We start from the raw sequence: 15,672 nt of genomic DNA, 5'->3' as shown, positions 1-15,672 counted from the left end.
GAGTCATGCCTCTCCAGCCGCGCGAACGCGATCTTCCCAAGATTCCCGGAGCCCTCCGTTTCTACCAGATCACCTCGGTGATCACGGGTGTCCTGCTCCTGCTCCTGTGCGGCGAGGTGCTGCTCAAGGTGTACTACGGTCTCGAAATCGAGATGGGTGGTGCCTTCGGCTTCCTGGCCTTCGTGCCCGCCGGGACCGTGCTGGCGATCAACATTTCGCTGGGTCTGCTGATCGTGCACGGCTGGTTCTACGTGGTCTACCTGCTGTCGATCTTCCGCATCTGGTCGCTCATGCGCTGGAACATCGGCTGGCTGCTGCTGATGGCCCTCGGTGGCGTGATTCCGTTCCTGTCCTTCTTCCTGGAGGTTCGGATCGTCCGCAAGGCCCGCACACAGATTTCCTCGCGCATCGGCGCGAATACCCCCAACGCTCACCAAGCAGAAGTGGAGCCTTCCCATTAGCGAGCAGTCCCTGGAGAACCGTCCGGTTCTCGTTGTAGATTTTGGTGCGCAGTATGCGCAGCTGATCGCCCGTCGTGTTCGGGAGGCCGGAGTCTACTCCGAGCTGGTCCCGCACTCGATCACCGCCGCAGAGGTGGCCGCCAAGAACCCGGCCGGCCTCGTCCTGTCCGGTGGTCCGTCCAGCGTGTACGAAGAGGGTGCGCCCGGGTTTGACCCGGCGATCTTCGAGCTGGGTGTGCCGACCTTCGGCATTTGCTACGGCTTCCAGGTCATGGCCACCGCCCTCGGCGGCGAGGTAGCCAAGACCGGTTCGCGCGAGTACGGTTCGACCGCCGTCGCGATCGAGGACGAGGGTGTGCTGCTGGGTGACCAGCCCGCCGCCCAGACCGTCTGGATGAGCCACGGTGACTCGGTGTCCCGTGCCCCCGAGGGCTTCGAGGTTCTGGCCTCGACCGAGGGCACCCCGGTTGCCGCGTTCGCCAACGATGAGCGCAAGCTCTACGGTGTGCAGTGGCACCCCGAGGTGAAGCACTCCGAGTACGGTCAGGACCTCCTGGTCAACTTCCTGCACAAGGCCGCCGGGATCCCCGGTGACTGGAACTCCGGCAACGTGATTGCCGAGCAGGTTGCCAAGATCCAGGCTCAGGTGGGTACCGGCAAGGTCATCTGTGGCCTCTCCGGTGGTGTCGACTCGGCCGTTGCCGCCGCGATCGTGCACAAGGCCGTCGGCGACCAGCTGGTCTGCGTGTTTGTGGACCACGGTCTGCTGCGCCAGGACGAGCGTCGTCAGGTTGAGGAAGACTACGTGAAGGCCACCGGTGTGCGCCTGGTCACCATCGACGCCGTCGAGCAGTTCGAGACCGCCCTCGCCGGCGTGACCGACCCCGAGACCAAGCGCAAGATCATCGGTCGCGAGTTCATCCGCACCTTCGAGAAGGCTCAGGCCGACCTGATCGCCGAGTCCCGCGAGCAGGATGGCGACCCCATCCGCTTCCTGGTGCAGGGCACCCTGTACCCGGACGTCGTGGAGTCCGGTGGCGGTACCGGTACCGCCAACATCAAGAGCCACCACAACGTGGGTGGACTGCCCGAGGACCTGACCTTCGAGCTGGTCGAGCCGCTGCGCGCCCTGTTCAAGGACGAGGTGCGGGCCATCGGTCGCGAGCTGGGTCTGCCCGAGGTTATCGTGGGCCGTCAGCCGTTCCCCGGCCCCGGCCTGGGAATCCGCATCGTGGGTGAGGTGACCCGCGAGCGTCTGGACCTGCTGCGCAAGGCCGACGCCATCGTGCGTGCCGAGCTGACCGAGGCCGGCCTCGACCAGGACATCTGGCAGTGCCCGGTTGTGCTGCTCGCCGACGTTCGCTCCGTGGGCGTGCAGGGCGACGGCCGTACCTACGGTCACCCGATCGTGCTGCGTCCGGTGAGCTCCGAGGACGCCATGACGGCCGACTGGACCCGCCTGCCCTACGACGTTCTGGCCAAGATCTCCAACCGCATCACCAACGAGGTTGAGGGTGTTAACCGCGTTGTTCTCGACGTCACCAGCAAGCCGCCGGGGACCATCGAGTGGGAGTAATCCTCGCCTAAAAATCCGCCGGTCCCGTTTCGGGGCCGGCGGATTTTTGTTGCCCGGACGAGGCCGCCAGACAGGGTGTGCCAGGAGGTGCGGGTACACGCCCACGCGTGCGAGCCCGAGGCTGCCCGGATCATCGGTGCAGGTTCGTGTTTGCCTGCCGGTAACCCCGCGGTCACCGCCGGGTCACCCCGGCCGAGGAGGATCGAGTACGCGTCCGCGTGGATGCGTCCCCACCTCCCCACCCGAAGGAAACCCGTGCAGACCCTTTCTCGAGCGCGCATCCGGCCGCGCCTGCTCGCCGCCACCGGTATCGCCGCGGCCCTGCTCGCCGCCCCGCTCGCCCTCCCCACGATCGCCAACGCCGAACCGGCACCGGTGCTCACCTCCCCGTCCGAACTGCTGGCCGCCAAGACCGATGATCTGGTGGACCTCCGCATTGGCGACATTCGCCCCACCCAGCCCTCGGTCGGATTCGATGAGGTCTACTACAAGGTGGGGCGCTACACGATGGGCAAGGATGCCCTGAACAAGGGCCTCGGCGACTGGTGTGAGGCCAACGGTCAGGGGGATGTCGCCTCGGCGCAGCCCGGTGCCACCATCGACAACGCCGCATCGTTTACCTGCACCATCCCGCTCGGTCAGGAAACCGCCGACAGCCTGGCCGCGATGAAAACCGTGGTCATCGGCCCCGGTGGTCTGCCCTACCTCACCGACGGTCATCACACCCTGACCTCGTTTGCCGAGACCCCCGGTGCGGGTCTGAACACCCCGCTGCGTCTGCGCGTGATGGGCAACCTCTCGAACCTGAGCGAAACCGATTTCTGGGCGAAGATGCAGGAAAACGGCTGGACCTGGCTCAAGGATGTTAACGGCAAGACGATCACCCCGCAGCAGCTGCCCAAGAGCGTCGGCCTGAAGAACTTCCAGGACGATCCGGCCCGCAGCCTGCTCTACTTCACCCGCGACATCGGCTACACCGCCGGCACGATCCCGTTCCAGGAGTTCATCTGGGGCGACTGGCTGCGCACCAGCGGCGTGGACCTGAGCGGCTGGAACCCCACCAGCGCCGAGAGCACCCTGGCGATCGTCAAGACCATCAGCGAGGCCCAGGTTGCCGCGGGTCAGGACACCGTGATCGCCGGTGGATACACCGGTAAGCAGCTCGGTACCCTGAAGAAGTGGAATGACGGTAAGGCCGTGGACAAGGGCGAGTTTGCCAAGCTGTCCAAGCCCTTCTCGGATGACAAGCCGGGCAAGATCGCCTACGCGATGGCCTATAAGGCCACCCTGCCGGTGCTCACCGCCCCGGCCACCCCCGCGGCTCCCTCGGTTACCGCATCGGGTACCACCGCGACCATTTCGTGGCAGGCACCGGCCGACGGCGGCAGCCCGATCACCGGGTACCGCGTACAGCTGAACGGCGATGACCAGCCCGCCCGGGCCCCGATCGAGGTGGCCGGAACCGAACTGAGTGTCACCGTCCCGAACCTGATTCCGGGCACCTACTCGGCCACCGTGACCGCGGTGAACGCGATCGGTGCCTCGGTGGCCTCCCCGGTTTCGGACGCGGTCACCATCGCGCAGCCGACCAACCCCGGCGACGTCCACGGCACACTGTCCATCTCGGGCGAGCTGCGTCCGGGTGCCACCGTGAAGGTCTCCGGCACCGGTTTCGCCCCGAACGTCGAGGGTTTTGCCCTGGAGCTGCACTCGGCCCCGGTTCGCCTGGCGACCGTGACCACCGATGCCAACGGTGCCTTCGCCGAGTCGGTCACCATCCCCGCGGATGCCGCGGCCGGTGCCCACCGCATCGTGGTGCTGTGGAACGGTGCCGAGGTTTCGGGATCGGATGTCACGGTGCAGCCCGCGGTCGACGCCACCCCGACCCCGGACCCCGGTACCACCGCCCCGAGCACCCCCACCCCCGGGACCCAGGCTCCGGGTTCGTCGGCCACCGCGCAGCCGGGTGCCACCCACCCGGCGGCAAACGCCGGGTCGTCCCTGCCGCAGACCGGTGCGGGTGACCTGCCCACCGCGACGCTGTTGATCGCCCTGCTGCTCGGCACCGGCGCACTGGCCGCGGGCATCGCCCGCAAGCGCTCCGCCCAGTAACACCCGCTCAGTAACCTCCACACACGAAGAATCCGCCGGTCCCGCCTCGGGGCCGGCGGATTCTTCTTGTGCGCGGTTCAGCTGTCCAGGCCACACAAAAGCGGCCGCCTCCCGGAGGAGACGGCCGCTGTGTGGTGAAAACTAGTTGCTGCGGAAGATCGCGATCATGCGCAGGATCTCGGTGTACAGCCAGATCACGGTGACCATGATGCCGAACGCACCGGCCCAGGCGTAAACCTTGGGGGCACGGTTCTGCACGCCGCGCTGGATCGAGTCGAAGTCGAGCACCAGCGAGTAGGCGGCCATGATGACCACAACGATACCGAGGAGCACACCCAGCGGAATGCCGAAGATCTCAACGCGGCTGTTCAGTCCGAACATCGCACCGCTGCCCAGGACACCGGTCATCATCAGGACCATGTTGACCAGCGAGTAGACCAGGTAGCCCACCATGGCGATCATGAAGATCTTGGTGGCCTTCTTGGAGGCGCGGATCTTGCCGCTGGCAAACAGCGCCAGGGTTACGCCGATCACCGAGAGGGTCGCGATCAGGGCCTGCAGGACGATTCCGGGGAACATCCGCTCGAAGGTCAGCGAGAGCGCACCCAGGAAGAGGCCCTGTGCTGCGGCATAGGCCAGCACCAGCGGTGCCGACGGGGCCTTCTTGAAGATGTTGACCATCGCCAGGACGAATCCGACGATCATGGCCGGGATCATCAGCACGGGAACGGCCCAGCCGATGACGGCACCCACGACGAGGATCGCGAAGGAGATACCGGTCTTGACGACGGTGTCCTCAACGGTCATCCGGTCGCTGGCATCCACCGCACCAACGGGCTGGTTGTACAGGTGCTGCAGCTGTTCGGCGCTCATCTGTGCCTGGGTGCCGGCCTGCGCCTGCGCACCACCGTTGTTGAACGCGGGGTTTCTGAATGCGGGGTTGTTGCTCGCCATGCGGGGTCCTGCTCTCGGTTTCTCAATCGGGCGCGGTGGGCTGTGTCGTGGCTGTTTCGTTCGGGGTATGTGCGCCCGTAACCCCTATAATCTACCGGAATTCGCTGGGAAGCGCCTGCCCAATCATGAAGTGATGGTAAACGGGGGCGCGTGTTCACCATTGGCGTAGCGGTCGGGGTTAGTCTGGGGGCATGAGCGAGCTTCCGAACCCCGTCGTCATTGGCCACCGCGGTGCAAGCGGATACCGTCCCGAGCACAGCGAGGAGGCGTACCGGCTGGCGTTTGAGCTGGGCGCAGACCTGGTGGAGCCCGACCTCGTGGTGAGCCGTGACGGGGTGCTCGTTCTGCGTCACGAGAACAACATCACCGACACCACCGATATCGCCGACCGGCCCGAGTTTGCCGAGTACAAAACGGTCAAGACCGTGGATGGCATCCGCCACGAGGGCTGGTTCACCGAGGACCTCACCTGGGCGCAGATCGCCACGCTCAAGTGCCGCGAACGTCTGCCCGAGCTGCGCCACGACAGCGTGCTTTTTAACGACCGCTCGCGGGTGCTGTGCCTCGCGGACCTGATCGCGCTGATCGGCGAGGAGGAACAGAACCACGGCCGCTCCCTCGGCATGGTCGCCGAAATCAAGCACTCGGCCTACTTTGCCAGCCAGGGCTTCACCATGAACGACCTGTTCCTGCAGCAGCTCACCGGCTGGGGCGAGCGGGCGCTGATCGTGGAGAGCTTCGAGCTGTCCGCCCTGACCGACCTGCGTGAGCGCGGCCTCAACGCCAAGTTTGTCTATCTGATCGATGAGGAGGGATCGCCGGCCGACGAGGTCGCGGCCCTCGGCGAGGATGCCCGCACCTACGCCTCCTATGCGACGCCCGAGGCACTGGCCAGTTTTGCGCCGGCCGTCAACGGGGTGAGCCTGGCCAAGTCGTTCCTGCTGGATGAGCTGGGATCCGCCCGGGTCGCCGCCGCCCATGCCGCGGGCCTGCTGGTATACACCTGGACGCTGCGCCCGGAAAACGCCTTCCTCATTCCCGAAAACCGGGGGCACGGGGACGATGCCCACCACGGAAACTGGCGATCCGAATACCGCCAGATCCTGGAAACCGGTGTGGACGGTGTCTTTGCCGACCAGCCCGACCTCGCCTATGAGGCGCGCGCCGAGTTCTGGGCGCATCACCGCGAGGGCTGACCCAGGCCCCCGGATCCCGGCCCGGGTGTCCCGCCGCACGCTGTCGGCGGCGCAGCCTAGACTGGGAGCACCATGGTGCAGCCTTCCGATTCCTCCACGTCCGCCAACGAGCCCGCGGTCGTCCGTATCGCCCCGCCCGGAACCGGGCCGGGGTTCGAAACCGGTGCTTCCGGGCGCTCGGTGCAGTTTGGGCAGAACCTGCCCGAGGGGGAGGACCCCACCACGCACGGCCTCAACCCGCAGCAGCTGGAGGCCGTGACCTATCGCGGTCCGGCGCTGCTGATCGTGGCCGGTGCCGGCTCGGGCAAGACCCGGGTGCTGACCCAGCGCATCGCCGGGCTCATCCGCAACCGCGAGGCGTGGCCAAGCCAGATTCTGGCGATCACCTTCACCAATAAGGCCGCCGCCGAGATGCGCGAGCGCGTCGAGGAGCAGCTGGGTGGCGCGGCCGAGGGCATGTGGATCTCCACCTTCCACTCGGCGTGTGTGCGCATCCTGCGCCGCGAGGCCGAGCACTTCGGGTTCAAAAAGAACTTCACCATCTACGACTCCTCCGACACCAAGGTGCTGATTAAGCGTCTGATCAAGGAGCTCCAGGCCGACGTTCTCGGGCTTACCCCGGGCAACGTCGCCAGCAAGATCAGCAAGCTCAAGAACGAGCTCACCGATGTGGACGCCTACGCGCGCAACGCGAGCCTCAACGATCCCGCCGAGCGCATGTTTGTGGAGCTGTTCCGTCGCTACACGCTCGAGCTGGCCCGCGCCAACTCCTTCGACTTTGACGACCTGATCGGTCAGACCGTCTACCTGTTCCGGGCGTTCCCGCACGTGGCGGCCACCTATCAGAAGCGCTTCCGGCACATCCTGGTGGATGAGTACCAGGACACCAACCACGCGCAGTACTCGCTCATTCGCGAGCTGACCCGCGCGCCCGAACCCGAGCCCGACGACTACCTGCTGGGCGCAGGCCCCGACGGAGTCGAGCCTGCCTCGCTCACCGTGGTGGGTGACTCGGACCAGTCGATCTACGCCTTCCGCGGCGCGGATATTCGCAACATCACCGAGTTTGAGCGCGACTTCCCCGGTGCCAAGGTGGTGCTGCTGGAACAGAACTATCGCTCAACCCAGAACATCCTCTCGGCCGCCAACGCGGTCATCTCCAACAACTTCGATCGCAAGGATAAGAAGCTGTGGTCCGCCGACGGTGCCGGCGAGAAGATCGTCGGGTTCACCGGCTATTCGGGTCACGATGAGGCGCAGTTTGTGGCCGATGAGATCGAGAAGCTGCACTCCGAGGGCATGTCCTATGCCGACATGGCTGTGTTCTACCGCACCAACGCGCAGACCCGTGCGCTCGAGGAAATCTTCATCCGCTCGGCCCTGCCCTATCGGGTCATGGGTGGCACGAAGTTCTACGACCGTGCCGAGATTCGCGACTCCTTCGGCTATCTGGTGTCGGTGGTTAACCCCGATGATCAGCTGGCCCTGCGCCGCATCCTGAACACCCCCAAGCGCGGTATCGGCCCGGCCACCGAAACCCAGCTGGCAACCTTTGCCGAGACCAACGGTCTGAGCTTCCGCGACGCCATGCGCAACGTCGAGGGTCTGGGCCTCGGCCCCAAGGTCACCGGTTCGATCCGCGCCCTCTCCGACCTGCTCGATGAGGCCGCGGAACTCGCGGACACCGGCGTGGTGGCCGACGTGCTGACCCTGCTGGTGACCCGCAGCGGACTGCTGGAAACCCTGCGTAACTCCCGCGATCCCCAGGACGAGGCCCGCGCCGAGAATATCGAGGAGCTCCAGGCGGTGACCAAGGAGTTTGAGAAAAACAACCCCGACGGCACCCTGATCGACTTCCTCACCGAGGTATCGCTGGTGGCCGCGGCCGACGATCTGGACGACACCTCCGGCACCGTCTCGCTGATGACCCTGCACACCGCCAAGGGCCTCGAGTATGAGGCCGTGTTCCTCACCGGGATCGAGGAGGATCTGCTCCCGCACAAGATGTCGGCGAACGAGCCCGGCGGTCCCGCCGAGGAGCGACGCCTGTTCTACGTGGGCATCACCCGTGCCCGCAAGCGCCTGTTCCTCTCGCTGGCGATGACCCGTGCGCAGTTCGGCGAGACCGCCGTGGCGATGCCCTCACGCTACCTTCAGGAGATCCCGGCCGAGCTGATCGAGTGGCGGCAGTCGCCGGGCATGGTCAACTCACGGGGTGGACAGCAGTCGCGTGCGCTCAACTCCACCGGTCGCCGCGGGTTCTCCAACGGCCGCGGGGGATACGGTGGTGGCTCGGATCAGCCCCCGGCCCTGCCGCGCCCGGAGAAGAAGGCCTGGCCCAACCAGGTCACCAACCAGGTGCGCGATAACTCGATGCTTGAGCTGGTTCCCGGCGACCGTATCCGCCACGTCGACTTCGGCGATGGTCGCGTACAGCAGGTCACCGGCGAGGGTGCCAAGCGCATCGCCCACGTGCTGTTTGAGGCGGCGGGTGCCAAGAAGCTGCTGATCAAGATCGCGCCGATCGAAAAGATCTAACCCCGAGGTGGCGTCCGACAGACGCCACCTGCGCCCACCTCGTACGAGGTCCGCATGAGGTGTGCTTTGCGACGCCTTCGAACGGTCGTTTTGCGACGAACCCGAGTGCTTTTTGCGACCACTTTCGCACAATATAGAGCGATTTCCGGCTTCACTGATCTCACGGCAAACGTTGTCGAGAAATCAAAGGAGATTCTCATGAAAACACTCACGGCAGCCCTGGTGGGAACCGCGATCGCGTTGACAGCCCTCCCTGCCCCCGCCCTCGCACAACCCGAGCCCGTGCAGTCGGCGGCCAAGTGCGATTTCACTCGGTCCATGTGGAGTGCAACCAACCAGACGTGTCGACTGGTCCAACACGTTTCCTACACGCTCTCCGGCGACAAATTGGCACCCAGGGTTGGGCCCGGTCAGGTTTCGCGACAGATCATGTGCTGGGTGGATGCTCAGGGCTCCGGGGTGAATTGGTGGATCTAACCCCTCACCACATAAACGTTGGTGGTTCGCCGCGAAACGAGGGCCGAAGCTTAGGGCGAAGCCTTCGTCTCGGCGGCGGACTGCTGATGCTAGGCGTCCTACTTTTTGCGACCGGTTGTACTGCCGAAAATCGCCCCGAAGTCGCACGGAGCAGTTCTGCGATACCCGAGTTTTCGGGGCCGTGGGCAGACGGGTTCCGCTCGGGGTATAAAAATGCCAAGAGTGAGATCGAGCGCAAGATCCTCGCTACCGGGACGATTACCGAGCAGCAGCTTGTCGAGTCTCGCGAGCCACTCGTCACCTGCCTCGCCTCCCGGGACGTCACGATCACCTTTGACTCCACAGGCGGCTCCACCCTGACTTCGACGCGCACCACGCAGTCTTCACCCGAGCGAACGCGGATCTATAACGAGTGTGTTGACAGTACCGGGACGGAGGTCGACTTTCTTTACTGGCAGATGAAGCGTAACCCCGACAATCTCGACGAGTTTACGATTGTGGCCAAATGCCTCGTGGACAGGAAAAAGGTTGATCCCGGATACGGGGCAACGGACTATAAGCGTGATTTCGACTCCAATTCGTTTCCGTTTTCGGCCACCGATGTCGAGGCGGGCGAATGTCAGTCCAATCCGCTCGGTGTGACGTATTGATGCGCACACGTTCGGCGGCCGACGGCCCGGATCGACGCTGGAAAATGAGGGGATGGTTTCGCCCTACCACCGCCATTCTCGGGGCACTGGTCCTGGTGTGTGTCGGCGCGGTCGTCGGCGTGCTGGCGACGGCGAGTACCGTTCCGGATTCGCTGCGTCCAGCGGATGCCGTGACCCAGTCGGTAGTGAGCGAGCGCAGCTTTGATGATTCCCGGGCCGTCGAACTGCGTATCTCCGGGGGAACCCCGCGGGCCCTGCGTGCCCCCGTCGCCGGCCGGGTTACCGCCCTGGCGTGCACACCCGGTACCGAGATCGCTCGCGGCAGCGTGCCGTTTTCGATTAGCGGAATTCCGGCGCTCGCCCTCGGCGGCGCGCAACCGCCCTGGCGGGATCTGGTTGCGGGAGATACCGGCACCGATGTGAGCGTGCTTCGTGCCGAGCTAAGCAGCCTCGGATTTACGGTTCCCGAGCGGGGCGGCGTCGATGCGAGCTTGCTGACGGCCATGAATTCCTTGCTCAAAAAGGCCGGAATAACGCCCGCGGATGCATCGGTCATCGCCCAGGCCAACATCGCCTGGATTTCGCCCGGTCCGGCGGGGATCACCGGTTGCCCGCTGGGAATCGGCGAACAGGTGGAGGAGGGGCGCACGCTGATCGCGCTGGCCGATAACCTCGCCACCGTCAGTCTGAGTGCACTCCCCGAAAACCCCGTGGAGGGGGCCCGGGTGGTTGAGGTCAACGGGCAACGCTATCCGATCGATGAAGACACCGGTGCGGTGACCGATCCTGAAGCACTAGCGGCGATCATCGCCGGGGAGCGGATCCCGGCCGATCAAAGTGCCTCGGCCGGTGCCACTCGCACCCTGGGTGCCCGCTACATTCTGGCCGAGCCGGTGACCGCCTGGGTGACCGCGCCGTCGGCCCTGTACAACATCGAGGGGGCAACGGCCTGCGTATCCGCCGGCCGGCAGAGCTATCGGGTGAGCCTGCTCGGCTCGCAGCTCGGGCAGTCGTTCATTCGGTTTGCCGAGGGTGTCACCCCGCCCAAGGCCCTTGACCTCACCCCGAATACGGCGCGCGCATGCGCGTAATCCTGGAGGAGGTGGGCCACGCCTTCCCCGGTGGGGCGTTGCTGTTTAGCGGGCTGACCCGAGAACTTCTGCCCCACCACGTCTACGCGCTCTCGGGACCGTCCGGATCGGGCAAGAGTACCCTGCTGAGTATCCTGGCGGGCTGGGAGGAACCCACCCACGGCCGCGTCCTGCGCGAGGGGGTGCGACGGACCGGCTGGGTATTCCAGAATCCGCACGGGGTGGCCACACGGGACGCCCTGGACCACGTGGTGCTGCCGCTGATCGCCCAGGGATATCCCCGTCGAGAGGCCGAGGAAATTGCCCGAGAATACCTGCAACGGTTCGGTCTCGGAGAGGTGGCCGATCGCCCCTTTGGTGCGCTCTCCGGTGGGGAGGCCCAACGGCTCATGCTCGCGCGGGGGATGGCCGCGGGGCCCGAACTCTTGCTGGTGGATGAGCCCACCGCGCAGCTGGACCGGGTCACCGCGGACACGGTGAACGCGACCCTCGGCGTCCTGTCTCAAGCCGGTGGCATCGTGGTGGTGGCCACCCACGATGCCGCGACGCGCGACGCCTGCACCGACCTGATCGATCTGAGCATCCCCGAATGAGAGCGCGGCGTCACCACCCGGGGAAAACGAATACCCGCATCACGGCGAACCCCCGTCGGAGTGGCCTGCGTCCCGGCGCGCTCCTCGGGGAGATTCTGCGCGATGTTTGCAGCGGAACTTCGCGCGCGCTCCTGTTCACGCTGCTGTGTGCGACGCTGCTGATCGGGCTGTGCCTGGCCGAGATCAGTACCGTATCCCGGGTAGTGAACGATGCGGATTCCTATCGTCGATCCGGAGCTTCGATCCTCATGTTTCAGGCCCCCGGTCAGATTGACGCGACCCGGTGCGAGGCGCTTTCCGCGCTGCCCAACGTGAACCAGGCCGGGGCCGTGCGCGAGAACCCGGTCGGGGTGAAGCCGACCGCGCTGCCCGGACACTCGATCCCCCAGCGCGACGCCAGCGAGGGCTTTATCCGGCTAATCACCGCGGCCGGGTCCACACCCGCCGCCGTGTCGGGGGCTGGGGTGGTCATCTCGGACCAGGTCGCCGCGGCGCTGGGACGCCGGGGTGGCGACACCATCATGACCGGTGCCGGGACGATTCCGGTGCGCGCGGTCTTTCCCTATCCCGATGATGGGCGTAAACCCGGGCTGGGCTACACGGTGCTTTCCCCGGTTCCCCTCGACCGGCGGGCCTTTGATGAGTGCTGGATTGAGGCATGGCCACAGACGGAAGAGGTTGCCACCCAGCTGCGTTCGACCCTGCTGGGGGAGGGAGACGCGCAGACGCGTCCGCAGCTAAGCCAGCTGAACTCTCGGCGTGGGCAGATCTTCCCCGGAGCCGAGGCGTTCGGTGGCCGGCTCACCATCGCTGCGGCACCGGCCGGGGCGTTCGCCGGACTGGTCATCGGGTTGGTGATGGTGCGTATCCGCAGGCTCGAACTCGCCTCGGCGCGCCACAGTGGGGTATCACCGGGCGCGCAAACCCTGATCCTGTTGGGGGAGGCCCTGGTTCCGGTGGCGGTCGCGGTACTGATTGCGCTGACGGCAACCCTGGTCCAGACCGGGTTGCCGGGGACCCTGGATCCGGCCGCGCTTCGGGGGCTGGCGGTGAGAATCTGCGTGGTCTTTGTGCCCGCCGTGGTACTCGGGGTGATCGCCGGCGCGCTCACCACCCGGGAACGACAACTGTTTCGCTACTTCAAAACACGAGCGTAGGCCTCCGCAATACCGTCTGTTCACCCAGAACTCGGGCGTGTATTTGGTATGCGGGTGACCTGCGCCGGGGGCAGGGGGTAGAGTCGTAGATGGGTATCTTGACGTCGAGTTACAAGCGAGGCGTCGGGTACGCAATTTTCTCCCAAAACCTCATTGCGGATTGGAACCACACGTGGATCTTTACGAGTATCAGGCCCGAGACCTGTTCGAGAAATACGAGGTGCCGGTCCTTGCCGGTATCGTCGCGGACACCCCCGAAGACGTACGCGCCGCCGCCGAAAAGATCGGTGGCGTTGTTGTCGTCAAGGCACAGGTTAAGGTTGGTGGCCGTGGAAAGGCCGGTGGCGTCAAGGTCGCCAAGAACGCCGACGAAGCCTTCGAAGCCGCCCAGGCCATCCTCGGCCTGGACATCAAGGGTCACGAAGTGAAGCGCGTCATGGTCGCGCAGGGTGCCAAGATCGCCCGCGAGTTCTACTTCTCGGTTCTGCTGGACCGTGCCAACCGCTCCTACCTCTCGCTCGCCAGCGTCGAGGGTGGCATGGAGATCGAGCAGCTCGCCGTAGAGAAGCCCGAGGCTCTGGCCCGCATTGAGGTCAACCCGCGCACCGGCATCGACGCCGCCAAGGCGCGCGAGATCGCGATTGCCGCAAACTTCCCCGAGGACCTGGTGGACAAGGTCGCCGACGTCTTCGTCAAGCTGTACAACGTCTACGCGGGCGAGGACGCCACCCTGGTTGAGGTCAACCCGCTGGTCCTCACCGAGGACGGCGACATCGTTGCCCTCGACGGCAAGGTTTCGATCGACGAGAACGCCGAGTTCCGTCACCCCGAGCACGCGGAACTCGCCGACAGCGCGACCACCGACCCGCTCGAGCTCAAGGCCAAGGAGTCCGACCTCAACTACGTCAAGCTCGACGGTGAGGTCGGAATCATCGGAAACGGTGCCGGTCTCGTGATGTCGACCCTCGACGTGGTTGCCTACGCCGGTGAGAACTTCGGCGGCGTCAAGCCCGCCAACTTCCTCGACATCGGTGGTGGAGCCTCCGCCGAGGTTATGGCCAACGGCCTCGACGTGATCCTCGGCGACAGCCAGGTGAAGTCGGTCTTCGTGAACGTCTTTGGTGGAATCACCGCCTGTGACGCGGTTGCCAACGGCATCGTCAAGGCCCTGGAAATCCTCGGTGACACCGCCACCAAGCCGCTCGTTGTTCGCCTGGACGGCAACAAGGTGGACGAGGGTCGCGCGATCCTCGCCGCCGCAAACCACCCGCTGATCACCATCGCGGGCTCCATGGACGAGGGCGCCGCTAAGGCCGCCGAGCTGGCATCGAAGTAGTAGGGATCCGAACATGTCGATCTTTGTAAACAAGGACTCCAAGGTCATCGTCCAGGGCATCACCGGCGGCGAGGCTTCCAAGCACACCGCGCTGATGCTCGCCGCGGGCACCAACATTGTGGGCGGCGTGAACGCCCGCAAGGCCGGCACCACCGTCACCCACGGGGATGTCACCCTGCCGGTCTTCGGTAGCGTCGTCGAGGCCATTGACACCACCGGTGCCGACGTCTCCATCGCCTTCGTCCCCCCGGCATTCGCCAAGGACGCGGCGATCGAGGCCATCGACGCCGAGATCCCGCTGCTGGTCATCATCACCGAGGGCATCCCCGTCGGCGACTCGGCCGAGGTCTGGGCCTACGCCCAGGAAAAGGGCAACAAGACCCGCATCATCGGTCCGAACTGCCCCGGCATCATCACCCCGGGTGAGGCCCTGGTCGGCATCACCCCGGCATCGATCGCCGGCACCGGCCCGATCGGACTGGTGTCCAAGTCCGGAACCCTCACCTACCAGATGATGTACGAGCTGCGCGAAATCGGCTTCTCGACCGCCATCGGTATCGGTGGAGACCCGATCATCGGCACCACCCACATCGACGCCCTCGCCGCATTCGAGGCCGACCCCGACACCAAGGCGATCGTGATGATCGGTGAGATCGGTGGAGACGCCGAGGAGCGTGCAGCCGACTACATCAAGGCACACGTCACCAAGCCCGTCGTGGGCTACGTCGCCGGCTTCACCGCTCCCGAGGGTAAGACCATGGGCCACGCCGGTGCCATCGTCTCCGGCTCGGCCGGAACCGCCCAGGCCAAGAAGGAGGCCCTCGAGGCCGCCGGCGTCAAGGTCGGAAAGACTCCGTCCGAGGCCGCCAACCTGATGCGTGAAATCGTCGCCGGTCTCTAAGGTCAGGCAAGACACGGCCTCGCATGCCGAGGTCGCGAACCTGATGCGTGAGATTGTCGCCGGTCTGTAACCAGCTACAGCTCAGCCCCCGTCACCACAAAGTGACGGGGGCTGTTGCGTGTCCCTAGCTTTCGTCGAAGAGGCCCGGCAGCGTGTAGCCGTCGATATCGTTCCAGGGGATGTCGAGGTCGTCCATCGCCAGCTCCCAGTCGGCCTCGGGCAGTGCTCGGCGCAGCTCGCTAAACGCGCGCAGCCAGTGGGCCAGCGCCTCGGTTGTGGTTTCCGGGGTATCCAGCGGCAGCTTGGTGGAGCCGGAAAAGAGGCTCGGCGGGGTGTCCGGCTCGAAATCGATATCCTCGTAGTCGAACGGGAACGCGGCATTGTGCCTGAGCACAATCTCCTCGATCACGGCGTTCTCCACCGCGGTAATCGGATGTGCGCGCGAGGCGCTGTAGTAGAGCGAAATGCCCATATGTGTCCCCATTTCCCGGACCCGCAGCAACACCGGTCCGCTCGTCGCAGCCAGCTTAGCCCCGCCCGACGACGGATTCCAGGGTCGATTCCCGGCGGGGTGCACCGCTGTCGGAACGGGCGAGACGCCGGGAACGGCGGCGACCGGGGCGGCGCATG

Annotated in this window: 13 protein-coding genes; 11 read left to right on the top strand and 2 right to left on the bottom strand. The window is 65.6% G+C overall.

What is annotated here, in order from left to right; translation table 11 throughout:
* The first annotated feature begins 5 nt into the window (after window positions 1-5).
* The 3 genes from D9V34_RS03055 to D9V34_RS03045 all read left to right on the top strand — a co-directional run bounded on the left by D9V34_RS03055 (window position 6) and on the right by D9V34_RS03045 (window position 4,149).
* A complete protein-coding gene (locus tag D9V34_RS03055) occupies window positions 6-461 on the top strand; it encodes a DUF3817 domain-containing protein (protein ID WP_121687464.1) in 456 nt (151 codons plus the stop codon).
* The gene (guaA, locus tag D9V34_RS03050; protein WP_121687463.1) at window positions 457-2,037 is read left to right on the top strand and encodes a glutamine-hydrolyzing GMP synthase; all 1,581 of its coding nucleotides are present in this window, start codon (window positions 457-459) and stop codon (window positions 2,035-2,037) included. Before D9V34_RS03055 ends, guaA begins: the two co-directional genes overlap by 5 nt.
* A gap of 255 nt (window positions 2,038-2,292) precedes the next feature.
* Window positions 2,293-4,149 carry a ParB-like protein gene (locus D9V34_RS03045; RefSeq protein WP_220700528.1) on the top strand — a complete coding sequence of 619 codons (1,857 nt, stop codon included), beginning with the start codon at window positions 2,293-2,295 and terminating at the stop codon, window positions 4,147-4,149.
* 141 nt (window positions 4,150-4,290) lie between these two features.
* Here D9V34_RS03045 and D9V34_RS03040 read toward each other — a convergent pair whose 3' ends face one another.
* Entirely contained in the window at window positions 4,291-5,103 is an 813-nt protein-coding gene (locus D9V34_RS03040) for a Bax inhibitor-1/YccA family protein (protein WP_121687461.1), read from the bottom strand.
* A 191-nt stretch (window positions 5,104-5,294) separates the two neighbouring features.
* Between D9V34_RS03040 and D9V34_RS03035 the strand changes: the two genes are divergently transcribed.
* The 8 genes from D9V34_RS03035 to sucD all read left to right on the top strand — a co-directional run bounded on the left by D9V34_RS03035 (window position 5,295) and on the right by sucD (window position 15,042).
* Window positions 5,295-6,299 (top strand): glycerophosphodiester phosphodiesterase family protein, encoded by a 1,005-nt coding sequence (locus D9V34_RS03035; protein ID WP_121687460.1) that lies wholly within the window; start codon window positions 5,295-5,297, stop codon window positions 6,297-6,299.
* Between the two features lie 72 nt (window positions 6,300-6,371).
* The gene (locus D9V34_RS03030; RefSeq protein ID WP_121687459.1) at window positions 6,372-8,837 is read left to right on the top strand and encodes an ATP-dependent helicase; all 2,466 of its coding nucleotides are present in this window, start codon (window positions 6,372-6,374) and stop codon (window positions 8,835-8,837) included.
* 563 nt (window positions 8,838-9,400) lie between these two features.
* On the top strand, window positions 9,401-9,964 hold the full coding sequence (locus D9V34_RS03020) for a hypothetical protein (RefSeq protein WP_121687457.1): 564 nt from the start codon (window positions 9,401-9,403) through the stop codon (window positions 9,962-9,964).
* Between the two features lie 44 nt (window positions 9,965-10,008).
* Window positions 10,009-11,055: a hypothetical protein gene (locus D9V34_RS03015; RefSeq protein WP_121687456.1), complete on the top strand. Its 1,047-nt coding sequence runs from the start codon at window positions 10,009-10,011 to the stop codon at window positions 11,053-11,055.
* On the top strand, window positions 11,046-11,648 hold the full coding sequence (locus tag D9V34_RS03010) for an ATP-binding cassette domain-containing protein (protein WP_121687455.1): 603 nt from the start codon (window positions 11,046-11,048) through the stop codon (window positions 11,646-11,648). Before D9V34_RS03015 ends, D9V34_RS03010 begins: the two co-directional genes overlap by 10 nt.
* Window positions 11,645-12,805, top strand: a complete 1,161-nt coding sequence (locus D9V34_RS03005; protein WP_121687454.1) for a hypothetical protein — start codon at window positions 11,645-11,647, stop codon at window positions 12,803-12,805. Before D9V34_RS03010 ends, D9V34_RS03005 begins: the two co-directional genes overlap by 4 nt.
* Window positions 12,806-12,977: 172 nt before the next feature.
* Window positions 12,978-14,141 (top strand): ADP-forming succinate--CoA ligase subunit beta, encoded by a 1,164-nt coding sequence (gene sucC, locus D9V34_RS03000; RefSeq protein ID WP_030148092.1) that lies wholly within the window; start codon window positions 12,978-12,980, stop codon window positions 14,139-14,141.
* A gap of 13 nt (window positions 14,142-14,154) precedes the next feature.
* On the top strand, window positions 14,155-15,042 hold the full coding sequence (sucD, locus tag D9V34_RS02995) for a succinate--CoA ligase subunit alpha (RefSeq protein ID WP_121687453.1): 888 nt from the start codon (window positions 14,155-14,157) through the stop codon (window positions 15,040-15,042).
* Between the two features lie 124 nt (window positions 15,043-15,166).
* Here sucD and D9V34_RS02990 read toward each other — a convergent pair whose 3' ends face one another.
* Complete coding sequence (locus D9V34_RS02990) at window positions 15,167-15,514, bottom strand: hypothetical protein (RefSeq protein ID WP_121687452.1); 348 nt, start codon at window positions 15,512-15,514, stop codon at window positions 15,167-15,169.
* Between the last annotated feature and the right edge of the window lie 158 nt (window positions 15,515-15,672).

The organism is Mycetocola lacteus, from assembly GCF_003667575.1.
Classification (GTDB): domain Bacteria; phylum Actinomycetota; class Actinomycetes; order Actinomycetales; family Microbacteriaceae; genus Mycetocola; species Mycetocola lacteus.
This window is presented reverse-complemented; position numbering and strand designations above follow the sequence as displayed.